We start from the raw sequence: 23,873 nt of genomic DNA, 5'->3' as shown, positions 1-23,873 counted from the left end.
TATGCGGATTTTATAGGAAAATATCACCCTTGGGAAGCTAGGGAAAAAGGATGAAATTTGTCGAAAAGATGAAGGCAGCGGTTATCTTGGATAGAATATAAATTGACCAGGATTATAAACATGAGTCTTCAACCGAAATCCATGCATGAATAGGACCTGGCCGGAGCAGGAACAAACATAATAAGGCGGTGGAGAGGATACAGGCGCAGGCAGGAATGCCAGAAAGATAAATGCGCACAGCCTTTTGCAGGAAGCCTGCAGCTACGCTCCTTTTCCACAGAAAAAAGGAGAGAAATAATGGAGCGCTTTAAAATGGCTGCGATGCCCCCTCTTATTGTCACACCAGAAAGGAAGGCATGGGCCGGGACAAACGGGAACACGGCGATCCTTGAGATTGCCCCGAACCATCTGAAGGGCAGCATCAAGGGCGAGGGCCAGATCAAAGTCGATGGCGGAACCGTTATCCGCTCATGATCCGTACATAAGAGGAACCGTCCAATCAACAGCACGGTATATTCCACGACCGATCGAGTGAAAAAACAGATCAAGCTTAGCGCATCCAGGCACTACAAAGTATATGCAGGCCTGCTTGAGCCCTGAGCATATATTGCGGTGTTTTACATAGATGAAGAGGGCGGCCGGAGCCCGCTTGCCGGTATTAGAGTCAAGACCGAAAGCCGATAGAATACTAACTACATAGTGGAGGCAGCAATCTATGAAACTTTCAAACGTGAAATCTATGTCTTTTTTAAAAAAAGCGGCAAAGACCGTGATTGTATCATCTATCCTTGCAACGGGAATTCTTAGTCCGAATGCCGGCATCCTGTCGGACAAGCCGGCAGAAGTGCAGGCAGCCACAACTTATACAGTCAATGCATCCAGTTTGAATGTAAGAAGCGGCCCCGGGACAAAATATGCCAAGATCGGAAGCCTGCCAAGGGGCGCATCCATCAGTGTGGTCTCAAAGCTCAGCAGCGGCTGGTACAAGATTTCCTATAAGGGAAAAACAGGCTATGTAAGCGGACAGTATGTGAAAGCAGGGACCACCAGTGTCACTTACCGCGTAAAAGTGGGAACTACACTTAATGTCAGGTCAGGTCCGGGGACGAAGTACGCTGTGCTCGGCTCCCTGACTAACGGAACCGTCCTGAAGGTCATCCGCAAGGAAGCAAACGGCTGGTACCGCATTTCCTTTAACGGGAAAACAGGCTATGTGAGCGGTCAGTATGTGACCACCGGATCTGTATCAGCGTCTAAACGTCTGAACGTGCCGCTGATTTACCAGCGCCCCGAGCTTCCAAGCGGCTGTGAAGCGACAGCCCTGACCATGGCTCTTAATTATTACGGTGTGAAGGTCGGCAAGACAACCATTGCGAAAAAAATGCCCTATGATTCTACCAAACTTGTGCGAAACGCAGATGGCAGCATCCGCATCTGGGGCGACCCGGATGTAGGCTTCGTCGGCTCGCCGTTTGGCAATGGGTATACGATCAACCCCGGACCGCTAAAGCGTGTGCTCGATCAGTACCGCTCCGGCGGAATCAATCTGACAGGGAAGTCCTATTCGGAAATTGAAAAGCAAGTGGCACTTGGCCGTCCGGTTCTGGCCTGGTTCACGATCAGCCATGAAATGCCGGTAAAGCGTACCTGGAAAACGCCAAAAGGCAAAATTATTAACGCAGCCCGCCCGCTGCACTGCATCGTAGTCACCGGCTTTGATTCCAATTATGTATATTTCAATGACAGCGAGTCACGCCAAAAGAATGTCAAAATGTCAAAATCCAAATTCTCAAGCATATACAACGCCATGGGCAAACGTGCACTGGCAGTGAGATAAAGGAAAAGAGCGTTCATGGGAAAACCTCCATGAATGCTCTTTTTATGATCCAGCTCTAAAAATAAGAAGAAAACATTCATAGCCCAAAAGGATAAGAAAACCAATGTTTTTAAAGAGAAACTGCGTCAAAAGTCGGAATTTGTAGATTAATATCACCTCTAAAAGCGTTATCTGCCGATGACCTCAGGGTAAAAAATAGGAAATATGAGTGAAATGCAAACCTGTTGAAAAATAGGGACGCAAAGCCGCAGATCCTCGCTCCCCGCAGGATGGCTGGGCTGCCGCATGGAGGAGAAAAATGGATGAACATGGTTACGGTAAAGGATTTGGATGCAGAATGGATAGCCCTTTTCTGTGAAGCCAGGCGCCTGGGTCTGTCCCTGGCGGAAATCAAGCAGTTTCTCCAGGAGAACCGCCCTTCCAAAGCCCCGGCAAAAGACCCGCCCCATCATGGTTCTGCCCCCCATCAATGAGCCTATATCCACACATAACAAAAGCCCTTCTCGTATGGAGAAGGGCCATTTTTTATTTTATGAAATTTTGGGACGCTACATACCATATCCTGTTCTGCCGGGGAATCTGGACCTTGTACCAGTTATACAGATTGTATGGATTTTCATCCTCAATGGAAGCTTCCAGGATTATCACTTCAGTCCCTGCCGGCATGATGGTTTTAGTTCCGGATGAAGCAGGGGAGCCCCTGAAGGCGGTGCTTTGTTTGAATGTGAATTTTTCATCCTTCAGCAACATTTGGGTGGAAGGAGTCGCCTGTTTAGTGAACTGCGGCGTCAAGTCATTAAAATACCACATTTCCGTGACTGGATGCTTGACTAGCTTAACCTGGTGGGGTGCCAGGTAATCGGTGCTGACCTGGGCCAATTCGCTGATTGCATGATACACCTTCATCTGATAGGTGCTTTCAACTTCGCTCTCATTTGGATTATTGCGCTTGGCAATACCATTGTAAGCCATGAGGGTGAAATACCAATCCTCAAGGACCATCGGCACATGATGGTTTACCTCAGGGATGACCGTGCCGGAATAGCGCCATTTATTCACGAGCAGATCAATGCCTGAGTCAATATTATAATCGATATCATATTTCACTCTATCCCAGTCATAGCTTGTATCTGTAACAGATGGAGGAGTCAGCTGTGTAATTCCATAGCCGTTATCCGGACTCTTGTACACATCGCCATTTTCGGTAAACTGGCGGAAGCTGGAGTTTTCAGTAAAAGCAACAGCCTTCACTATTTCAGGGGGAACCCCCATATTAAGCGCCTTTTTCGTCAGCTTCGTCTTAACTTCTTTAGGAGTGAGCCGAAGCGGCTTCATGAGTTTTTCTCGTTTTGTTTTTAATATGGCTTTCTCAGCGGCCGTAAACCCGGAGGAGCTGATTTTCATTCCGAGCAGATCATACGTTTTTGGCACTTCGGGACCTGAAATGCCCGGCTTAATGAGTGCTCCCAGCTTTTCCATAGAAAGTTCTGCTTCATAATAGGTTTTGAGCGGTTCCTTCTTAGGCTTCGCGGCAATGGCAGCTGTAAGCTTCTCGAACTCCTTTTGCAGGGCAGTCTGCATGGCGGCCTGAGGCACCCCTAGGATTCCGATCATCGCTCTTTTATAATAGCCGGTAAAATAGTCAGCGGCGGTAGCTTTATACCTATTTGCTTCTATTAAATTCTTTTTGGCGGCAAGGGCTTTTGAGTAAGAGGATAAAGTGGTTTTTGCCGGTTTGATATAGAGGGAATACACACGTGCTTCAGCGGTGGATGAATAAATTTTCTGGATGGCAGCTGATTGCTTTTTGATCTCAGAATCGAGGGCAATCAGAAGGTTTGGATCCGCCTTTCCGAATTTTACACTGTTTTCAAGCCTGAGGCGCACAGCCGCCGCCGATTGTCCCCCTTTAACGCCTGCGATGAACAGCTTTCCTCTGTTAATATAGGTATTTGCTGCACTCAGCTTGTTTTTATAGGTCTTTTCCTGTGCTGCGGTTAATTTTTTTAAGGCCGCTGTATACTTGTCCTGCGCGCGGGTCAGATAAAAGGCGGGGACATTCTTCCCGGTGGCTCCGGCTCCTGAACTGTAATAATCCAGCAGCTTGGCAGCCTTATAAGCATCATCCACCACAGCTCCAGGTGAAGCCGCTGCTTCCGCCCGGCCTGACAGGGCTAGCAACAGAAGAAGCGGAAAAACAAACTGTATCAATCTACTTCTCTTCAACATCCATACCCTCCTTGATTGTAATATTTTCCATTATACTCCAAAACTTCGGGACTAGCATACTGGGAAATGGGGGGGAGTCCCCAAAAAAACGCCAAAAACCGCTGTCCATAAGGAATCAGCGGTTTGAGAAATAGGGGACTGCCCCCCTCTAGAATTGGGCACGCTTTGCGGCGAGCCTGGTTTCGATGGCAGGGTAGAGCTTAAAGCGGTAGGACTGTTTTGTGAGTTCGTCATATTGGGCAATGAGTGTGTCGGCGGCTTTGTAATTGCCGGCTGCTTTGAGTTTTCCTGCTTCTGTGAGCAGGGTGCTGCGGTCTACGGCGAATTTGCTGCCTGCATAAATTTTGTAGGCAGGATTTGTATATTTTGTGCTGTATAACTGCCGCACCAGTGTACCGTACATGTCAGACTGAGCCTTTTTCGCGTTTGAAACAGCGGCGGCTGTCTGGCGGTGAAGGGCGGCATCGATCACCCCTCCGGTGAGCTTGGTGTCCTGCTGTGTGCTCGAAAGCTTCGCCGTTTCGCCTGCATCGATTCCCTTGATGAATTTTCCAGAATAATAGATATGACGCTTACTTTCATCAAACAGCGGCTTTAATTCTGACTGGTTCCTGGACGGCAGGGAAGAATAAATCTTTTGCAGGGACGAGGCTGTGCTCTTCGTCTTGGCGTACAGGTCCATGAAGGCAGCATCCTTCTTCAGGGCGCCCGTGGTTGTTACATTCGTATAATAATAGCTTTTCAGCCTGCTGGCTGAATCGCGCAGTGAAATCAGCCTGGTTTTCAGATCGGCCGCCCTGGCATCCATTCGTGCCGTATAGAGCTTCGCGCTCTCATATCCGGCAAACAGCCCTCCAGCCTGGTTTTCTGTCCAGACACCGCTGAATTCTGAAACAGGCGGGTTGGTTTCAGAGTAATAAGGAGAAATCTCAACCGTAAATGCCGTTCTCAGCTTTTTCCGGGAGAACCAGTCGCTGAAGCCTGCGGCATTTGAAAAGTCAGCCGGCGTGTACAGGCGGTAGCCGGTCAGACTGTTCAGCTTTTTCGCCAGATTATAGTCCCGGGTCTTTCTTGTGCCGGATTGTTCATAATTCCAAAATAAGATTTGCCCGCTGGTATGGTAAGATAATGCCATATCAAAATCCTTCGTATTGACAAGGCCCAGGACCGCCTTCACTTCTTTTGCGGTATGAGGTGCCGTGCCCTTGTAATCACGGTAATATGGAGCGGACGGGCTGTCTGTGCCTGCCCATTTGGCGTCATACTGGCGGTTCAGGTCCACGCCTTTGGCATTTGACTTCCAGCGTTTGAAATTTTTGCTTCCGCCGTTCATTTTTATTAAAGTAGAATGGTAGGAAGCTGGAAATGCCGTCAGGCCCTTCTGCTGCAGGGTGACTCCGTCCGGATTCACCATCGGCACGAACCAAAGGGTGGAGGCATTCAGCACAGATCGTGCATTGTAGCCCTTGATGCTGCTTCCGCTCACGTACGCAGAGGCATATTTATCGATCATGTACATGTTCAGGCTGGTTGTCAGCCATTCGCGGGCATGATGCGAGCCATTGATGAAGGCCTGGGCTTTCCCCTTGCCGAGTCCCACTGCATAGATATTGCGGCCAAACTCGGATTTTCCAATCACCTTTACCTGGACAAGCCCGGGATAAGCATTTTTCAGTTTGTAGATGTCTGTAATCATATTGGAGAAGGTGTACGTCTTGTAAGGATATACGATGGGTGCAGCCGCCTCGGCTTTACCGCTTACGGACAGACCTGAAAGTAAAAGGGCAAGCCCAATCAGTATCAGTTTAAATTTTTTCACATGTAATCCTCCCTATTGTTGATAGCCTCCTTTCTATTAAACTATAAGGAGTCTGGCTGGAGTACCCGACAATGTATAGATTTTATGCGGGGAGGAACTAGGTTAAATAGCTTACTTTCTTAAAAACTTGTTAGGGGGTTTTCTTATGAAATACATAAAGCTGGCACTCGGCCTCACGCTTCTGCTGCTCCTTGGTGCCTGCAGCAATGAAACGAAGCCTGAGGACCGACTGGATAAATACGCAAATCTTTGGAATAAACAGGAGTGGGGCAAGATGTATGACTATCTCTCCAAGCCTGCGAAGAAGGAAATCAGCAAAAAAGAATTCACGGAGCGCTATAAGAAGATATATGAAGGAATCGGCGCAAAAAACCTCAAGGTGACCTACAATAAACCGAAGGAAGAAAAGGACCATGGAGATGCCAAAAAGGTCTCACTCCCGGTTTCGGTCAAAATGGACACCACAGCCGGTGAGATCAGTTTCGGACAAAAAATGCAGCTGAATAAAGAGGAACGCGAAAAGGAATCAAATTGGTATGTAAACTGGAATCCCGGTCTCATCGTCCCCGGCCTGAAAAAAGGGGAGAAGATCTCGGTTCAGGACCTGCCTGCTGTGCGCGGTGAAATTTTTGACCGCAGCGGCAAGGGGCTGGCCATCAATTCTGAGGTATATGAAATCAGCATGGTCCCAGGAGAAATGAGGGATAAGGAAGCCATCCTGAAGCGGGCCTCAGGGCTATTGAAGCTCTCGAAGGCAGAAATCGAAGCGAAGCTTAACCAGGACTGGGTCAAGCCTGAGTATGGCGTGCCCATCAAGAGCATACCGGGCGATCAAATGGCACTCGCCCAGGAGCTTGACTCCATTCCGTCCGTCTATGTGAATGAAAAAACCTCACGTGTCTATCCTTTGAAGGACGCAGCCGCGCACCTTACCGGCTATATCGGCACCGCAACAGCAGAGGATCTGGAGAAATTGAAGGAAAAGGGCTATACCGCCAACGACGTGATCGGCAAGCGCGGCCTTGAAGAGCTGTATCAGGACGAGCTGCGCGGAAAGCCCGGCGCGAAGATTGTGATTGTGAATAAGGATGGCGAAGAGCGGGTGCTGAAGGAAAAAGCAGCCGAGCCAGGCGAAAAAATTCAGCTCACCATCGACGGTAACCTGCAGAAGAAGATTTTTTCCCAGTACAAGGGAGATGCAGGCTCCGCGGCAGCTCTACAGCCGAAAACAGGAGAAACACTGGCGCTTGTCAGCAGCCCTTCCTTTGATCCGAACAAATTTGTGCTCGGAATTTCAAAAAAAGAAAGGGAAGCGATCGCAAACAACCCTAAGAACCCTTCCCTGAACCGGTTCAGCTCACTGTATGCACCTGGTTCGACCATGAAGCCGCTGACAGCGGCCATAGCCCTTGAGAACGGGGTGGATGCCGGCAAGACGATGAATGTGAGCGGACTGAAGTGGCAGAAGGATAAAAGCTGGGGCAAATATTTTGTCACCCGTGTTCATGATTATGGAAAGCCGGTCAACATGACAGATGCCATGATTTATTCCGACAATATCTACTTTGCCCAGCAGGCTCTCGCGCTCGGCAATGATAAGTTTATAGAAGGCGCCAAAAAGTTCGGCTATGATGAGAAGATGCCGTATAGCTATCCGATTCCGGATGCCAAGATCGGTTCGCTCGAATCAGAGGTTCTTCTTGCCGACAGCGGTTACGGCCAGGGCCAGGTACAGTCCAGCACCCTGCAGCTCGCAGCGGCCTACACGCCCTTCCTCAATGAAGGGAACCTGATCAAACCGTCCCTGCTCCTGAATGATCCGGATAAGGGGAAGGTATGGAAGGAAAAAGTGATCAAGCAGGAAACCGCAGCCGCTGTACTTAAGATGATGAAGGGTGTCATCGACAATCCGCGAGGCACCGGGCACTCCGCCGCTTCCTTGAAGATCCCGCTCGCGGGCAAGACAGGCACCGCCGAAATCAAGCAAAAGCAGGGTGAAAAAGGAACTGAAAACGGCTGGTTCGTCGTCACCGACACCAAAAATCCAAGCCTCCTCCTCGCCATGGTCGTCGAAGGCGTCGAGAAAAAAGGCGGAAGCAAACATGTGGTGGATAAAGTGAAGAATATATATAAAAAGTGATACACCATGCCCGGGGAGAGTGCTGACTTTCCCCGGGCTTTGCTTTGTCTTTTAGCCGCGGACACTTCAGTAGTCGATTTGGCGAGTAAAAGCTTTTGATTGGCGAGTAAATTTCAATATTGGCGAGTAAATTCTATTTTTGGCGAGTAAGCCGGCCAGTTTGGCGAGTAAATTCAGATTTTGGCTAGTAAAGGTCCCGTTTTGGCTAGTAAAGGGCATTTTTGCATAGTATGAATGCCCTTCCAAAAGAAAAATGGATGTTTTTAAACAAAAACAAGGTACAGCAGCAAAAAAATAGGTGAAAAACAGCCAGCCACCCCACAAATCTACAATATTATGAACCCAAACACCCTTTTAATTGGAATATAAAGTAACAGCTGGAAAATAGTAATACTCCTATTCTATTTTTATACTCATAAAGAACTATGAAGAACCACAGAAACGGTTCCGATAGATAAAGAAAGAAGCCCGGCTTTCATGTCTATATCACTATAAAGCTTATTGAACAGCCGATAACTTTAGGATAATATTGGTATATTAAATATTATCTGGAAATTAGTATATTAATAGAAAAGGGGAAAAAGAGTGAAATCGCTGCATAAATTTCTGTTCCTTGTCCTTGTTTTGGTTCTTCTTGTTTCTACGCTCCCTATCATTCCGGCACAGGCGGCTTCAGCAGAGCCTATAATGCATGTTAAACTGAAAAATTATCTGGGCAATAAAACATCCATTTCAGTGGTGCCAGAGGTTTCCTACTCTTCCAATATCGGCGTCAAGCTGAATGCGAATGAAGTATATACCGTCAAAGCATCCGGCGGAAGCATCATCCTTTTAAAAGGAACGGCTGAGCTTGGACGCGGCACTTCCATAGAAGTTGTACCTGGTACAGGGAAGGGTCCCATTTCGATCAACGGCCGTCCTTATCTTGGAAGCATGAATTTTACCTATGAAAACGGCTATGTCCGCCCGATCAATGCAATCGGGATGGAAGACTATCTAAAGGGCGTCGTCCCTGCAGAAATGCCTGCCTTATGGAATCAGGAAGCACTGAAAGCGCAGGCTGTCGCAGCGAGGACCTATGCGATGGGTTATGTTAACAGCACACCTGAAGACACAATCAGTAAACAGGTGTACGGCGGCTATGCCTGGCATCCAAACGCCACCCAGGCAGTCGATGCTACAAAGGGGCAGGTTATTGCCTATAACGGCACCTCCATCGGCTCCAATGCATTCTTCACCTCAAGCAACGGAGGAAAGACAGAAACGAACTCCAATGTATGGGGCGGAACGTCAATTGCGTACTTAACCGTTCAGAACGATTCCTATGATCCGAAGACACCATGGACACTCAGCGTCCAAAAGAAGCAGATTGACACGGCAGCACTGGACCTCGCCAATGCAGATGCCTGGTGGACTTCTGTAAAAGAAGCAGAACAAACAACTGAAATTAAGAATATAAAAACCTGGCTTGCATCAAACGGCTATGGAAGTGATGTCAGAATCACGGGTATACCAGTACTGTCTCTGTATGGAACCGGGACTGGCGGCAGGGTGACAAAAGGTGATCTCACCCTCACATACTTAACCAAGTCCGGAGGTAAGGCGGTAGAAAACCGCATCGAAAAGAAAGGGGTCAATGCCTCTGCGATCAGGGCCATCTTCGGCCTGGATTTAATGAAGAGTTATCTTGTGACCACACAGGACTCCACGGGAGATAAATTTACCATCACCGGTGCCGGCTATGGCCATGGCGTCGGGATGAGCCAATATGGCGCGAAGAAAGCGGGAGACCAGGGGGTAACTTACGATAAAATCCTGAGCTTCTACTATAAGGGTACAACGCTGTTGACCGCCTATACTCCTGCGGGCCAGACGGGCTCATCTGATGCAGATCCGGCACCGGTCATCACGGTTCCAGTCCCGCCGGCCCCGGCAGTCCCAGAGCCTCCAAAGGACCAGACAGCACCGGTTATCAGCGCTGTCACAGCGTCTTATGATCAAAAAGAAACAGCCGTTCTCGGCTTTGCCATTGATGAAGCTGCGAAGCTGACCGTCAAGGTAAAGGATGAAGGGGGCGCTGTGCTCGCCGTGCTGGCAGACGGAGTGCAAACAGATAAAGGAGCACAGAGCTTCACATGGAATATAGCGAATGCCGGCAATGGAACATATACGTTTGCAATAGAGGCAGTGGATGGAAGCGCCAATAAAGCCGCAGCGGCCGTTTCGTTCCAATTGATCAAAAAAGATACAGCGGCACCGATTGTTTCTGATACAAGCTCCTCCTATGACGCCAAAGCTGGAAAAGTATTTTTCCGCTATAACCTAAACGAAGCTGCTGTCGTCACCGTGCAGGTAAAAGATATCAGGGGGAAAGTGATTTCCACTTACAATAAAGAAACCGCCAAAGAAGCAGGCACACATTGGGCTTCCTGGTATGCAGCAAAGGCGGCCAATGGCAAATATCTCTTTTACATCAAAGCAGCTGACACTGAAGGAAACGAGAGCGAGCTGACCACCCCGTTCACACTCAGCAAGCCAAAGGACACAGAAGCGCCGGCCATCAGGAGCATTAAGGGTGTAGAAAATTCTAAAACAAAACTCGTCTCACTGAGCTACACCCTGAGCGAAGCTGCAAAGGTGACGGTTCAGATAAAGGATGAAAAGGGCAAGGCAGTCACAACCCTCGTGAATGGCGCGCAGCAGAAGGCAGGCGTACAATCGAGAACATGGAGCGCAGCAAAAGCGGCAGCAGGCAAATACAGCTTTACATTCACAGCCACGGACAAAAGCAATAACAAGGGCACAGCCCTATACGAATACAGCAAGACCCAGACCGGCAAAACATCAGCCAGCCTCAATGTCCGGTCCCAGGCAGCATCCAACGGTAAAATCATCGGCAGCCTGAAAAAGAATAATACCGTCACGATTTTATCCAAAACCGGATCCTGGTACAAAATCAAATTTGGTAAAGGATCTGCTTATGTTCATGGTGACTTTGTAGCGCAGGTTAAATAAAAAGGAGAAACAGCGGAAGGAAATCTTCCGCTGTTTTTTACTTTGTCTTAAAACAGTAGTGCCTGGAGGTTCATAGCCTAAATACCCACTCTAGAGAATAATTTACCATTTGTGGTATTTATAGATAAAACTAATAAAAAAAAGAAGTATTTACATATTGAAGAATAATTGGTAAGATTTACTATAAGCAATACATCAAAAAGTGTAAAAAAAAGCTAGAAATTGCTATTTTTTTGTATTATTATAGGTTTACAAGAACATTTTGGTAAATTTACTAGAAAGTTCTTGTGGGAAAAGTCTTCTAGCTTGAAAGGATTATTTGAAGGATAATGCTGAAAGCTAGGTCGTTAGTCCTGTGTTTCGTAAGTATTGGGGTTACATATTTTTACCGGATACATAATTCCAATGCACTACTTTTTTATAACCGAAGGGAGAAAACTTACCAAATGAGTAAAAAGAAAGCTATTAAACTTGCAACCGCTACAGCAATCGCAGCTTCTGCATTCGCAGCAGTAGCACCAGTATCACAAGCAGCTACATCTGTAGATGCTCAAATCAAAAAAGCAATCGATGCTTCTAACAAGCAACAGGTTAAAGCATTCGACACTTACTACCAAGCCGGCCTAAAAGGAAATACACCTCCTGCCGCTGTAGTACAAAAAGAAATCGATGCAGCAAAAAAGCTTCACGCTGATGCCTACAACCTGATCAAATCTAAAGGCGGCAAAAACAAAACTGCTTACTACACTCTTCTTAAAAAAGAAGACAGCAAAGTAGTATACGCAGTAAGCTACGTTAAAGCTATCTATGCTGCTTCTGATATTAAAAAACTATCTGCAGCATTCGATACAAATCAAAATGATACTACAGTAAAAGCACTTGAAGATGGCATCGCTAAATTCAAAGGCATTGTTGCTAAAATCTACGGAGCTACTGAGCGCAAGCTGCTAGTTTCAAAATATGCTGATGCACACCAGAAAAAAGCCGACGAATACAGAGCAACGCCAAAAGTTGTGAATGTAAGTGCGATTAACGCTACAGAAGTAGCTGTTAAATTCAACAAAGCTGTTCTTGAATCTACAGTAGAAAATGCAGCGAATTTTGTATTCACTACTGTTGCTCCAGCTGCTCCAGCAACACTTGTAGCTGACGATATCCAACTTCAAGCGGATGGCAAGACTGTAATCGTTCGTTTCACTGCTCCATTAACAGAAGGAGTTTCATACAAAGCAGCAGTTGAAAATATTTTGACTGCAAAATATGAAAAAGTAACTGATTTTGAAGGTACTTATAAATTCTCTGACCAAGTTGCTCCTTCAGTGGTTGGTGCTGCACTAAACGGTACTGATTTAGAGCTTTCTTTCGATGAACAAGTAGACTTCACAAATGCAATTATCCGTGTTGACGGATATCAAGTAGTTGGTACTCCAGTTCTTGTAGGTACATCCGAAGCAGGAAAATATCTATATAACGTATCCGTAACAGGAACTAATGCTGTTACTGTCGGAACACATAATATTACAGTAGTAGGACTTGAAGATGCAGTTGGAAACGAAGCAGGTACTTTAACTAAATCCTACGTTGTTTCTACCGATACAACTGCACCAACAGTTAAATCAATTACAGCAGTAGATAAAGACTCATTTAAAGTAACATTCACAGAGTCAGTTGCAGCTGCACCATCAATTAAAGTTATGAAAGGTGCTGTACAATACACTGCAACCCTTGCTAGTGGATCTGGAGCAGAATATATTTATGACCTAGATCTTGATACAGATTCAACTACTACAGGTTCTACTGATGGTACTGGAGCTAACCCACTATACGGAACAAATGATTCTTCAGTTACTCTTTCAGTTGAAGTTTCTAACTATAAAGATGCAGTGAATTTAATTGGTAACACGTATAATGGTTCAGTTACACTATCAAAAGACAAAACTGCACCAGCTCTTCTTAATTCTGCATTGAATACTATCGTTGCTTCTAGCGGTGCAACTGTTATAACAGTTCCGTTCACAGAAACTCTTACAAACGATGTGGATGCGAATGTTAAAGTAATCAACCCAGATGGCGTAGAACTTACTCCTTCATCTGTAACAATTGTAAATGGTTCCAAAGGAGCTAATACTGCACTTGCTGTAACTGTTGCTGGTCTTCCGGCTGTAGGTACTTACCAAGTTGTATTCTCTACAGGAGCGGTGAAAGATGCTGACCTTAACTCAAATGCTGCTTTCACTACTGCTGTAAAATATGAAGCTGCACAAGCTTACCGTTCTTTCGTAACAGGTAATGCAGGGGTATCTGTACCATCTAGTAACGTAGTACGCGTTGATTTTGATACTCCGGTAGATTCTTCTGCGTTGAATGTTGCTAACTACAAACTTGATAATGCTGCACTTCCAGCTGGAACAACTGCAGTTTATACAAGTGCTACAAAAGATGTTGTGGAACTTCGCCTTCCATCTAGCTTTAAAGTTGTAGCTGATGCTGCTTATAAATTCCAAATTTCTCAGCAAGTTAAAACTGTTGCTGGTGAAGTAATCGTTGCAAATTCTTCTGCTACAACAAAAGCTGATTATGTAACAAGCGTAACTCTTCTTGACAATGTTGCTCCTGAGTTAAAGAGTGCCAAACTTTTAAACAGTGGTGCTACAGTTTCTACAACTGCTAACGAAGTAGAACTTACATTCAGTGAAGCTCTACCAGCTATTGCTTCTGGCGATGCTACTATCGATGATGATTTCATTGTTAAAGTTAATGGTGTTGTAACTACTGCAACTGTAAAAGCTCAAGATGCTGCAGACAATAAAGTAGTACTTGTATTTGGTTCTAATATCAACGCTGCTCAAACAGTATCTGTTCAAGTTGCTGGTACTGACCTTGAAATTGCTGATGCTAACTTAAATGTAATTAAAGCTGGTACTACTGTTACTGCAACAAAGTAAGATAATTAATCAATAAAGTTTGGGGGCTCCGTGGAGAGAAATCTCTACGGAGCCTTCTTACTAGACATTTGTACACCCCATAATTGTTACGAATGTATTGCTCCCTTCATGCAAATGCATAATTGTGTGGGTGTAAATGAAAACAGAGAGCTAAGCTCTCTGTTTTTATATACCCCTTCTTTTACCCCAGACTGGTCCAAATATCGAATATATCTTTTATTTGATCTTCAAGAATTCACCCTTTTTCTCATATGTATGCAATTCAAATAGATAAAACGTAAAGTTAACTCCCATTCCAAGGTTGGTTGCGAAAAAAATGACGAGCTTTTCTTTTTCTTGATTAAAAGCGAATCCATCTTCCATTTCTATAACAATTTCCAGAGTTTTATTGGGTTTAAATGCCAGAAAAAGGTTCAGGATATGAAAGCTTTTAAATTATAACGGCGACCTTTAAAACGCTCAATTAATTTTAAAATTTAGTGATTTCATCCATTGAACTTCTCCCTTTAATAAAACAAATATTTCTGTAAATTTAGAAATATTTTTTTTTATATGACGAGAAAAAATAGAAATTATATAATTGAAATATAGGGATTTCTAAAAAGGAAGAGTGATTTAGCATGGAAAAAAAGTATAAGAAAAATTTAAAGCCGGATCAATATGCTGTGCATGGAGCACTTGAAATAGCCAGATTTGGAAATACAGTAGTATTAAAGAATAATATGAACGAAGAGGAACATAGAAATTATATTAGTCGACTATCAAATGATTATCTGGATACATATAAAAAAATAGATGCAATGGTTAAAGACATTCGGGACTTAGTTAGCAAATGTGCCCCACTCCATTTATTAGCACATGGATATTACGGAATGTTTTTCTCTATGTTAGGTAAGACTTCTGAGTTTCAGCATAATTTTGATGATACAGTAGCTGTTAGAATGGTTGACTATATACAAAGTTTAATTGTCTCATCTGCACCACAAACCGAGGTGGAAAGCCAAGAACAGGAAATAATAGATGAACTGTCAATAAAGGTATCTGAATTATATAGAAATTTGAATTATTTCCATTTAACACGAAGCGCTTATTTAAAAGAACACAATCCTGATTATGATTATGAATACGATACGCTTTATGTTCAAGCTCAACAATTGAGAACATCAGTTAGAGGTGATAGATATCCTGTTCATGAAATAAGCCATTTTAGAGATTTGTTGACTCCTCATAATGATGTCTTTGTTGAGTTATTTAATTTGTCTATGGATGAATTTTTAGTTGGTATTAGTAAAATACAATTTTCCTTAACGCAAGGAATAAATCAAATGATGATGGATATTGAAGAGATAAGAGAAAAAACACTTCAGGCTGTTGAAGAAAAACTTTCTATTAAAAAATACAATGAACCAGCAGAGGCAATGAATGATGTTATAGAAGAAAAAGGGTTGACTGATTTTAAAGAATCAATAGTTAATAGGTTTTTTGGTTATGATTTATTTGATGTCCAAAAGATAACAGGCTTTCCTGAATCTTTATTAAAAAAATTAGCATGGGGGCCAGGGGAAGAAACTGATTTTTTTGCACCGGGAGAGTTTGCTGGATGGCCTTTAAGAAGGTTGCCAGTTGAGGTAAGACCATTTATTAATATAGATAATAAATATTATTGTTTCGATTTGTATAGTCTACTTGATAATTTGTACAGAGTAATTCAAAGGTTAATAATTCACTTAAAGCCAAATTATAAAGAAGAATGGAATCGAAAACAAAAGAAAACTTCTGAAGAATTACCATTTAGGTTATTTGCTAGTTTATTAACCGGAGCAGAAATTTACAAATCTATTTATTACCCAAGTAACACTAGCAATAAAGGAAGAAAAGAATGGTGTGAAAATGATGGGATTATTATATATGACGATCATCTCATAGTAATTGAGGTGAAAGCTGGATCCTTTACATATACCCCACCCAGTACTGATTTTTCCGCCCATATTCAGTCGATAAAAACCCTTATTAAGAGCCCTAGTGATCAAGCAAAACGTTTTACGGATTATCTAACAAGTGCTGACAGTATTACAATTTATGATGAACAGCATAAGGCTATAAGAACAATTAGCAAAAAGGATTTTAGAAAAGTTACAATTTGCGCAATTACTTTAGACAATTTCAACTCATTTGCAGCGAGATCAATAAAACTTACTCCACTAGGGTTAGAATTAAATCAAGTACCAGTATGGTCTTTGGCTGTTGATGACTTAAGAGTTTACTTAGATTATTTTGATTCTCCTGGTATATTTTTACATTTTATTGAACAACGATATGAAGCTGCTAACTCGGAAGAACTCGAATTATTTGATGAACTAGACCATTTAGGAATGTACATTAAACATAATCAGTATGTTAAAACAGCCAAAAATTCAGGCGGAAAAAAAGTTATTTGGGAAGGGTATCGTGAAGATATAGACAGCTATTTTGGAAGATTAATTATCGATGGAGACAAAACGAAAAAACCGAAACAAATTATACCTACAATGATTGAAAATATTATTAAAGTTTTAGATTATCAAGCAAAAAAAGGTAGATGTAGGATTGTCAGTTCTCTCATGGATTTAGACGGAAAGACAAGACATCAACTAGATGGGCAAATAAGAACTGTTCTAAGAAAACAAAGCGAGACAAAAAGGTTTATGCCTTTAAGTTTGTTTGGAGAAACGAAAATAACTATTGTTTGTAAACTAGAGGGGATTACTTCTTTTTCATCCCAGGAAGCAGAAGAATATATACTAGCCACGTTATTAAAAGCAGGTGATAATGAGAGACTTGGCCTTTATTTAAATTATAATGAAGGTAAGTTAGATGACGTAAGTTTTTCGTTTTTTAGTAAAAAAAATATACCCAATGAGAGAAGACAATTAATTGAAGAAAAGTCATATGAATATGCTGAATCTAGGATTGCCTCATATAAAAAGCAAAATGGGATTAGAGCAATTGGTAGAAATGTAAAATGCCCATGTGGTAGTGGGAAAAAATATAAGAAATGTTGTATTAAATAAACTTCGGTTAAAACGAAACTAGGCGGTGATTATCTTGAAGGATAATAAATACTTAGAACAATTAAAGCAAACTGACTCAATCCCTAATTTAATTGACAAAATAAAAGAAATATTTAAGGGCTTTAAAGATAATGATTACATTCCAGCGATAATAGAAGAAGGTAATTTCACAGCAGAAAGAGGAGAAGACCTATATATAAAACTAGTTTTAAAGCATCACTCTATAAGGTTAGAAAAAACTTGGCTGAAAGATAATCTATCGTTTGAATTGGAAGAACCAACGGAGTTTGATAATAAGATTAACGTTAGGGCTTTTATTCATAACGTTATAACTGAGAGAAAATACAAGACAAGAAATTTATATCAATTAAATCCATTGCTTGTGTCAGATGAGATTAATGAATATGAATATACTAGTTCAGAATATGTTAATGCCTTTTATAACGATGAATATTCTAATGTAAAGGGATTACCTGTACTAAAGTCGACTAAAGATCATAAATTATTAATTTTAAAAAAAGTATTTAAATATTACTTAAATGATCCAAAGGAGAATGTTTATCCGAAGTTTGAATTGGTTGCAGAGTTTGAATACCGCACTCATAAAAACCATTTTTTCAATACTTCAACAGAGACATATAAAACTAATGATGCATGTGTCGAAGTTAATAGTAATAATAATTCAATTTATGTTCTCGGAAGCATTAGAATTCCGTTATTGCAAGGTAAGGAACTAAAGGGAAATAGGAGGATTAAAGTAATTGATTTAGGTGATTTTAAGCCAAGGGAGCATAACTTCAGCCACTATAATGGAGATACCATTGAAGGGTTTGTGTGTTTTAAATCTAAGGTAATAGACGTACTTAAAAATTATTATTATTTTTATGATTTGCAAATGATTGATAAAAGTAATATACAAAATACCTATTTGGTAGACGTACTTGAAGATAAAGTTGTGTTCTGGGAAGCGGAATATAATAAATTACCTATATCTATTAAAGACAAAATAGACAGTTTAAATTTTGTACCAAAAGAAAAAAAGGGAATTATTAGCTCAGCAATGGCTGCCATGCAACTAGAGGCCGATTGGAATTGGGATAAAAAACTCACCCCAGAATTAATGTTAGCTAATCTTATTAGGGAGAAATCATTTAAAAGAGCTATAGATATAGGGGTATCGTTTATTGAGCCAAAAAGTGTTAAGGATTTAAGTGGATTTATTATAAAAATAGAGAAACTTACCGGTATTAAGTTGGAAAGATTTAATACAAAAACAGAGGATGTTGAACGGTTAATTAATATTAGACAAGGTAATAAATTAACTCAGAGGATTGATAATTTAAAGACTTTGTATCAAAAATATTGTTATGCAGTCCATATGGAGTATAAAAAATGATTAATGATTTAACAAATCCATTAAAATTTTTAGTTGGTATAAATGGATCAGGTAAGACTTATGCATTGAACCAGGCTTTAAAAGAACAGGAACATCAATCCTTTTTAATTACTGAGGATGGTATGCCAATAATTCCACGACATATGAATAAGATAGCCATTAATTTTGAAAGTATGACTTACACATATTTAGATGAAGGTTCAAGAGGAGAGTTGGATAGAGTTACTGAGGAGGAAAGTATCTCTGATAGAGTACATAAGGTAATTAATTATTGTAGAGAAATAATGGGGAAATTGGACCTGTTTAAAAAAAAGTCTAAGGGACAAGAGAAGTTGTATAACATGATGTCTATTTTTAATAATTATAACTTGAATACAATAAGAATTATTTATTTCGATGAACCAGAAAATTTCCTTGATGAGGAGTTCTTAAAAGTTGTAGGAGAATTCTTTGGAGTTTTAAATGATAGTGACTTTATTATAAGAATAGCCACACATAATTCTCGCTTGTTAAGTATACTAAAGATAAAATTAGAAGATATTATCTTTTTTAATAGTCATGCGCAGTTTAATATCACTGAAAATGAAATTATAGAATTATATAGTACCGCATCAAGTGATATAGAAACAATAAGACTAGAACAAAACATACAACCAGATGCATCTATTAAATATAAATTAGACTTATTAAATCATTCACATGCTTATGATAATTTTATACAACAAAATTTAAAAAATGAAGATCTTTATAGAAGTTTATTTTATAAAAAAATAATTATTGTAGAAGGCCAATCTGATATAACTGCCTTATCATCAATGAAAAATGATTTTGAAAGCTCAATTGAAATATATAACCCCAATGGTAAAGCGTTTATCCCTTTTTTTGTTAATTTGTTTTTATTATTGAAGAAGGAAGTAATTGTAATTATTGACGATGATAGCCCTACGACAGTAGAGGACGGGAATATAAAACATCCTGTAGCAATAACCCACTATTTGAGAAACCTTGAGGCAAGGGGGCTTATAAGGCTTGTAGTACATACGCCCGATTTAGAGGGATTTTACAACATCGACTTAGATCAAATAGCAAGAACATTGGGAATGTCAAGTTCAGTAAAAAATAAAAATAAAGGTTGGCATAAAAGCTTAGCAGCATTCATCTTTTTTAGTGACGAGGATAACAAACAGCGATTGAAAAGGCATATTTTAGATATGGGTGACGAAAGCCAGTTTGAGTTTAGATAGAAGTTATTTAACAGAAATGATTATGTATTTCAAAGAGTATTGGTAGGTCCAGATTCCTTCTGTAGCCGATATTTTATTGCCGGTATTAAAAGATTGAGCCGATCTCTGCTTGAGGTTGGCTTTATTTAATTGTGTAAAAACCCAAGTAAATAAAGTAAGCAATTTAACAAAGTATTGAGTATGCTTGTTTATCTAGGTCGGCCTTGGCAAGTTGAGCAGCTTCATCTATGGTAGCTGCTGTTCCTTTGCCTAATATGTTCCTGAATGGAGCTTCACCATCGTCATAAAGACAAAAATATACTTCTGCTCTATCTTCAAAAGTAAAAAATAAAAACTCAATCATATCTGTATATTCATTAATTTCAACCGTAACAAAATCAACTGCAAACTCTTCATCATCATCTAGCTCCATCAATGGCTGCTGGCAGGCTTTTTGTGTTGTTTACTACGTACAGGTTAGTTAAAGAAGGAGAGCCATTTTGCCTTATAAGTTACCATTTTGGTTGAATGAGGTTTACGAAAACTGATTCTTACGGCAATTAAATGCATAAGTTTTTAACAAAAACATTTTTGTTATCGCTAAAAGAATTATTAAAAAGACAGCTAACATAAGGTTAGCTGTCTTTTATTATCTTGGTGTGGGCAATAATTTGTTCCTGACTACCTTCAAAAAGTTCATCCAGCAAATTCTCAACTTCCTTGCGAAGTTCTCCGTATCTTCGTTGAGAATACTAATACTCTTATGATAAATCAATACAACATCTTCAATGGCCGCATTCTTAGGGAAGTAAGTTTTTTGAAATCCTTGGTAACGCCATCTATTTCTACAACGACCCACTCACCCTCAAAAAGATCAATGAACCCTTTAACAGCCTTTATCCAAAAACTTCCATACTTTTCTTCTTCTGTTCTATTTTGTTTTACTTTACTGTTGTGGTCACGCTTCTGGAATTACCCGCTTTATCTTTTGCGATGACTGTCAGTTTAACATTTTTCTTTTGACTCTTCATCTTGATTTTGTAATTGCCCTTACTGTCTGCTGCTGCTTTTCCTAGTGATTTTGTTCCCACTTTGACTTCAACACTTGCATTCGCTTCCGTTTTCCCCGTTACAGATGTACTTTTCGTTGTAACCTTGTTTACGGTAAGGATTTTAGGAGGCGTTTTGTCCTTCACAATTTGACTGGACATTTTACTTTGATTTTTCGCTGTATCTACTGCACACACATAGAGTGTGACTCCGGCTCTTTGCACCGGAATCGTTACGGAAAATTTTCCATTCGACGCTGTCTTTCCAGCTGCTATCCACTTGGTACCTATTTTGACCTTTACCTGGGAATTGGCTTCCGATGTACCTGTCACAACTGTATCATTGTCATCGACTGGATTTACTTTCGGAGCTGCAGGAGGGGTTTTATCTTTAACCACTGAACTCGTAAACTTGCTTTGGTTGTTGGCTGAATCTACCGCACATACCTGAATTGAAACACCGGCTTTTTGGACTGGAATCTTTACAGAATACTTCCCATTAGAAGCAGCCTTTCCACTCGCAATCCATTTAGATCCCACTTTGATCTTGACTTGGGAATTAGCTTCTGCTGTACCTGTCACTATCGTATCATTGTCATCGACTGGGTTTACTTTTGGAGCTTGAGGTGGAGTTGTATCTAAATTCAATTCATCCGCAGTGAACAGCTTCATAACATACGCATCACCCAGACCTATATTGTTCATGTCAACAGCAGCCATATAGTAGGTCCCTGCCTTAATGGTATAAGCTAATGCCAGGAGCCCGTCTTCGTTTTGATCATAGGCTTCCGGTTCAATGATTTGTTCGTTTATATCAAATAAACCCATGCCTAATTCTGTTAAAGAAGATGGATCCACCATCCCTGCGAGGACTACAAAGCCGTCTTTTGGAACCACAATTCGAAACACATCCACATCGTTGTATTCTAATGTGCCAGAGACATACGCCTTTATGTCATGGCTATTAGCAGCCCGAAAACTATCGTTTGGTTCAACTTCGTACAATACGTCATCCAATGCTTTGAGTTGTCTCACGGAACTTCTTTTGAAAGTGAATTCTTTTTTTACCTGATTCATTTCTCGCTGGATTTCGTTTTTGTCCGGAGTATGGGTGGTGGCTGCTCCTGCATTTCCATGTGCACAAAATACTAACGATGTAGCTAATATGGTCCCAAATAACTTTTTCATGTCTTCCCCCTTAGGTTTAATATCCTAATTTTAGCACCTGGATAGTACGAAAATCATAGGAATAAAAACCAAAATACCGACATCCTTCGCTGCTTGTCAGCCTTTTTTCTTGTTCCACTAACAGGGAAGCATTCCTATAATAAGGCTGAGTTTGTGAAGAAAGGTACTTAAACTATGGGGCGGGTTAACTGGGAAAAATATAAATGTATGAAAATAAGTGGGAAATTAGAATTACATGCCCTTTAATTATTAGTAAGATTAACTTAATTTAATAGAAATATCGGGGTGCTGGTAATGTCCATTGAAAAACACGGATTAAGCAAAACTAAGATTTATAAGGTTTGGAAAACTATCAGACTTATGTGCTATGGCAGCAATAAAGACAATCGCTATAAAGGCAAAGATTGATTGATCTGCAAAGAATGGAAAGATGACCCGGTAGCATTTGTTAATTGGGCAAATGCAATTGGTTATAAGGAAGGATTGCAGTTAGTCCGCAAAAATAAAAACAAAGGATATTATCCAGATAACTGCGTTTTTCTTGATAAAAAAGAAACGACTAAGACTCATGGGATGAGAGGTACAAGAATATATAACATCTGGACTCAAATGCTCCAAAGATGTAAAAATCAAAAACTAGGCCACTATGAAAATTATGGTGGAAGGGGAATTTCGGTTTGTGACGATTGGAGCAACTCTGAAGTTTTTTCAGTATAAAGCAACAGTAGGTTCATTTCTTCCTAATAAAAAAGGCAGTCCCAAGTAGAGACTGCCCAAATTGTTGCTTTTATTGTTCTATTTTATCAACTGACACACCTGGGATAGATATTTTTCCACCCATTGTAGAATCATATGAGACTAAACCAGTAGATAACCCCATGATCGTAATCGTGTCATCCTCCAAAACTCTGGATTCAACGATAGAAGGGTCAAATTCAGCAAACAGGATTGTGTCATAATTTTCACCAACAGCAAATCTAATTTGGACTGTATCGTCACCTTCAATGACCTGAACAACCTTACCACGGAATTTAACTTTCTCACCCATGTAATCATCAGGTGTTCTTGCTAATTGGTTATAGGTAATGCCTGTATCATACCCTTTCTTTTCTTTTTCTTCTGCTAATCTATCAGCTTCAGCCTGAGCCTTTGCTTCAGCTTCAGCTTTTGCCTTTTCTTCGGCTTCTTTCTTAGCTTTAGCAGCGGCTTCCTTTTTCTTCAGTTCAGCTTCTTTTTCTTTGCGCTCAGCTTCTTGTAACTTAAAGAATGGCGCCGCTTCTTTTACTTTAGCGTTAAGTTCTTTGTTTTCATCTGTTAAGCTAGAGATCTTTTTATCTTTTTGTTCGATGGTAGTATTTAGATCATCATTTTTATTTGTAGCTGCATCCACTTCCTTTTGTGAAGGGCCCATGTTCCCTCCAATAATGAGAGCGATAATGGCAGTTAAAATATAAGTCCATCTTCTTCTTGCAAAAGCTAAAACTTTGTTCACACAAATCATCCTCTTCTTGTTGTTTTATAAATAAAAAGAACCAAGGAATAAGACCTCGGTTCATAGTATAGCAATCCTATAAGAATATTAGACAGGGTATATTGGCCCATTAAATAGGTAAATCGTCATCTTGTCCTGTTCAAGAGGGGCATGAAAGGCAGGTGTAGGTACTTGAAAGGCTGTAACCGAAAAATTTTATCGAAATACTAGAATATAAACTGAAGACAATTATAATAGCTTTTAATTGTTTTCTTTATACTCATGCGGCCAGTCTTCCTTCAAAAGACTGGCCGTTTATTTTTACATAAGGCTGTTAAGTGTGAAATTGTTTTTTCTATGGATAAGGGGCGGATCTGCATAGGGGGGCTGTATTTGCAGCTGCTCTTTTTTGTTAGGAAATATGATTTTCTAAATCTTTTATTTTCCGACTAAGTATAGATGTTGAATGTTCGATATCATCATTAATATTATTAAGCATCCCTATTTGTTC

Annotated in this window: 15 protein-coding genes and 1 riboswitch; of the genes, 10 read left to right on the top strand and 5 right to left on the bottom strand. The window is 41.0% G+C overall.

From position 1 onward, the window contains the following. Positions 1 to 297: 297 nt before the first annotated feature. The 3 genes from V1501_RS20110 (at position 298) to V1501_RS20100 (ending at position 2,310) form a co-directional block, all read left to right on the top strand. Complete coding sequence (locus tag V1501_RS20110) at positions 298 to 474, top strand: hypothetical protein (RefSeq protein WP_409290644.1); 177 nt, start codon at positions 298 to 300, stop codon at positions 472 to 474. A 241-nt stretch (positions 475 to 715) separates the two neighbouring features. Further along, entirely contained in the window at positions 716 to 1,837 is a 1,122-nt protein-coding gene (locus tag V1501_RS20105) for an SH3 domain-containing protein (protein ID WP_409290643.1), read from the top strand. 204 nt (positions 1,838 to 2,041) lie between these two features. After that, a riboswitch (cyclic di-GMP riboswitch) is annotated at positions 2,042 to 2,123 on the top strand. 16 nt (positions 2,124 to 2,139) lie between these two features. Beyond that, complete coding sequence (locus tag V1501_RS20100) at positions 2,140 to 2,310, top strand: anti-repressor SinI family protein (protein WP_409290642.1); 171 nt, start codon at positions 2,140 to 2,142, stop codon at positions 2,308 to 2,310. A 52-nt stretch (positions 2,311 to 2,362) separates the two neighbouring features. On the opposite strand, the gene V1501_RS20095 is transcribed toward V1501_RS20100, so the two are convergent. Next, positions 2,363 to 4,066, bottom strand: a complete 1,704-nt coding sequence (locus tag V1501_RS20095; protein ID WP_409290641.1) for a transglycosylase SLT domain-containing protein — start codon at positions 4,064 to 4,066, stop codon at positions 2,363 to 2,365. Between the two features lie 148 nt (positions 4,067 to 4,214). Further along, on the bottom strand, positions 4,215 to 5,885 hold the full coding sequence (locus V1501_RS20090) for a M14 family zinc carboxypeptidase (RefSeq protein ID WP_409290640.1): 1,671 nt from the start codon (positions 5,883 to 5,885) through the stop codon (positions 4,215 to 4,217). Positions 5,886 to 6,030: 145 nt separating this feature from the next. Between V1501_RS20090 and V1501_RS20085 the strand changes: the two genes are divergently transcribed. The 6 genes from V1501_RS20085 to V1501_RS20060 all read left to right on the top strand — a co-directional run bounded on the left by V1501_RS20085 (position 6,031) and on the right by V1501_RS20060 (position 19,675). Further along, the gene (locus tag V1501_RS20085) at positions 6,031 to 8,025 is read left to right on the top strand and encodes a penicillin-binding transpeptidase domain-containing protein (protein WP_409290639.1); all 1,995 of its coding nucleotides are present in this window, start codon (positions 6,031 to 6,033) and stop codon (positions 8,023 to 8,025) included. A gap of 585 nt (positions 8,026 to 8,610) precedes the next feature. Next, a complete protein-coding gene (locus tag V1501_RS20080; RefSeq protein ID WP_409290638.1) occupies positions 8,611 to 11,040 on the top strand; it encodes a SpoIID/LytB domain-containing protein in 2,430 nt (809 codons plus the stop codon). A gap of 446 nt (positions 11,041 to 11,486) precedes the next feature. After that, entirely contained in the window at positions 11,487 to 13,985 is a 2,499-nt protein-coding gene (locus V1501_RS20075) for a hypothetical protein (RefSeq protein WP_409290637.1), read from the top strand. A gap of 620 nt (positions 13,986 to 14,605) precedes the next feature. Further along, entirely contained in the window at positions 14,606 to 17,035 is a 2,430-nt protein-coding gene (locus V1501_RS20070; RefSeq protein ID WP_409290636.1) for an SEC-C metal-binding domain-containing protein, read from the top strand. Positions 17,036 to 17,069: 34 nt separating this feature from the next. Then, the gene (locus V1501_RS20065; RefSeq protein ID WP_409290635.1) at positions 17,070 to 18,431 is read left to right on the top strand and encodes a hypothetical protein; all 1,362 of its coding nucleotides are present in this window, start codon (positions 17,070 to 17,072) and stop codon (positions 18,429 to 18,431) included. Beyond that, entirely contained in the window at positions 18,428 to 19,675 is a 1,248-nt protein-coding gene (locus tag V1501_RS20060; protein ID WP_409290634.1) for a TOPRIM nucleotidyl transferase/hydrolase domain-containing protein, read from the top strand. The genes V1501_RS20065 and V1501_RS20060 overlap by 4 nt, the downstream gene beginning before the upstream one ends. 163 nt (positions 19,676 to 19,838) lie before the next feature. Here the strand turns inward: V1501_RS20060 and V1501_RS20055 are convergent, their stop codons facing one another. Together V1501_RS20055 and V1501_RS20050 are read right to left on the bottom strand one after the other, a co-directional pair. Continuing rightward, the gene (locus V1501_RS20055; protein ID WP_409290633.1) at positions 19,839 to 20,087 is read right to left on the bottom strand and encodes a hypothetical protein; all 249 of its coding nucleotides are present in this window, start codon (positions 20,085 to 20,087) and stop codon (positions 19,839 to 19,841) included. A gap of 508 nt (positions 20,088 to 20,595) precedes the next feature. Beyond that, positions 20,596 to 21,891, bottom strand: a complete 1,296-nt coding sequence (locus tag V1501_RS20050; RefSeq protein ID WP_409290632.1) for an Ig-like domain-containing protein — start codon at positions 21,889 to 21,891, stop codon at positions 20,596 to 20,598. A gap of 408 nt (positions 21,892 to 22,299) precedes the next feature. On the opposite strand from V1501_RS20050, the gene V1501_RS20045 reads away from it, so the two are divergent. Then, on the top strand, positions 22,300 to 22,608 hold the full coding sequence (locus V1501_RS20045; RefSeq protein ID WP_409290631.1) for a hypothetical protein: 309 nt from the start codon (positions 22,300 to 22,302) through the stop codon (positions 22,606 to 22,608). Between the two features lie 70 nt (positions 22,609 to 22,678). On the opposite strand, the gene V1501_RS20040 is transcribed toward V1501_RS20045, so the two are convergent. Beyond that, positions 22,679 to 23,392, bottom strand: a complete 714-nt coding sequence (locus tag V1501_RS20040; RefSeq protein WP_409290630.1) for a toxin regulator — start codon at positions 23,390 to 23,392, stop codon at positions 22,679 to 22,681. Positions 23,393 to 23,873 lie beyond the last annotated feature (481 nt).

The organism is Paraperibacillus esterisolvens (assembly GCF_046237625.1).
Classification (GTDB): Bacteria; Bacillota; Bacilli; order Bacillales; family DSM-1321; genus Paraperibacillus; species Paraperibacillus esterisolvens.
The sequence above is the reverse complement of the archived record's forward strand: the minus strand, read 5'-3'. Positions and strand labels throughout refer to the sequence as shown.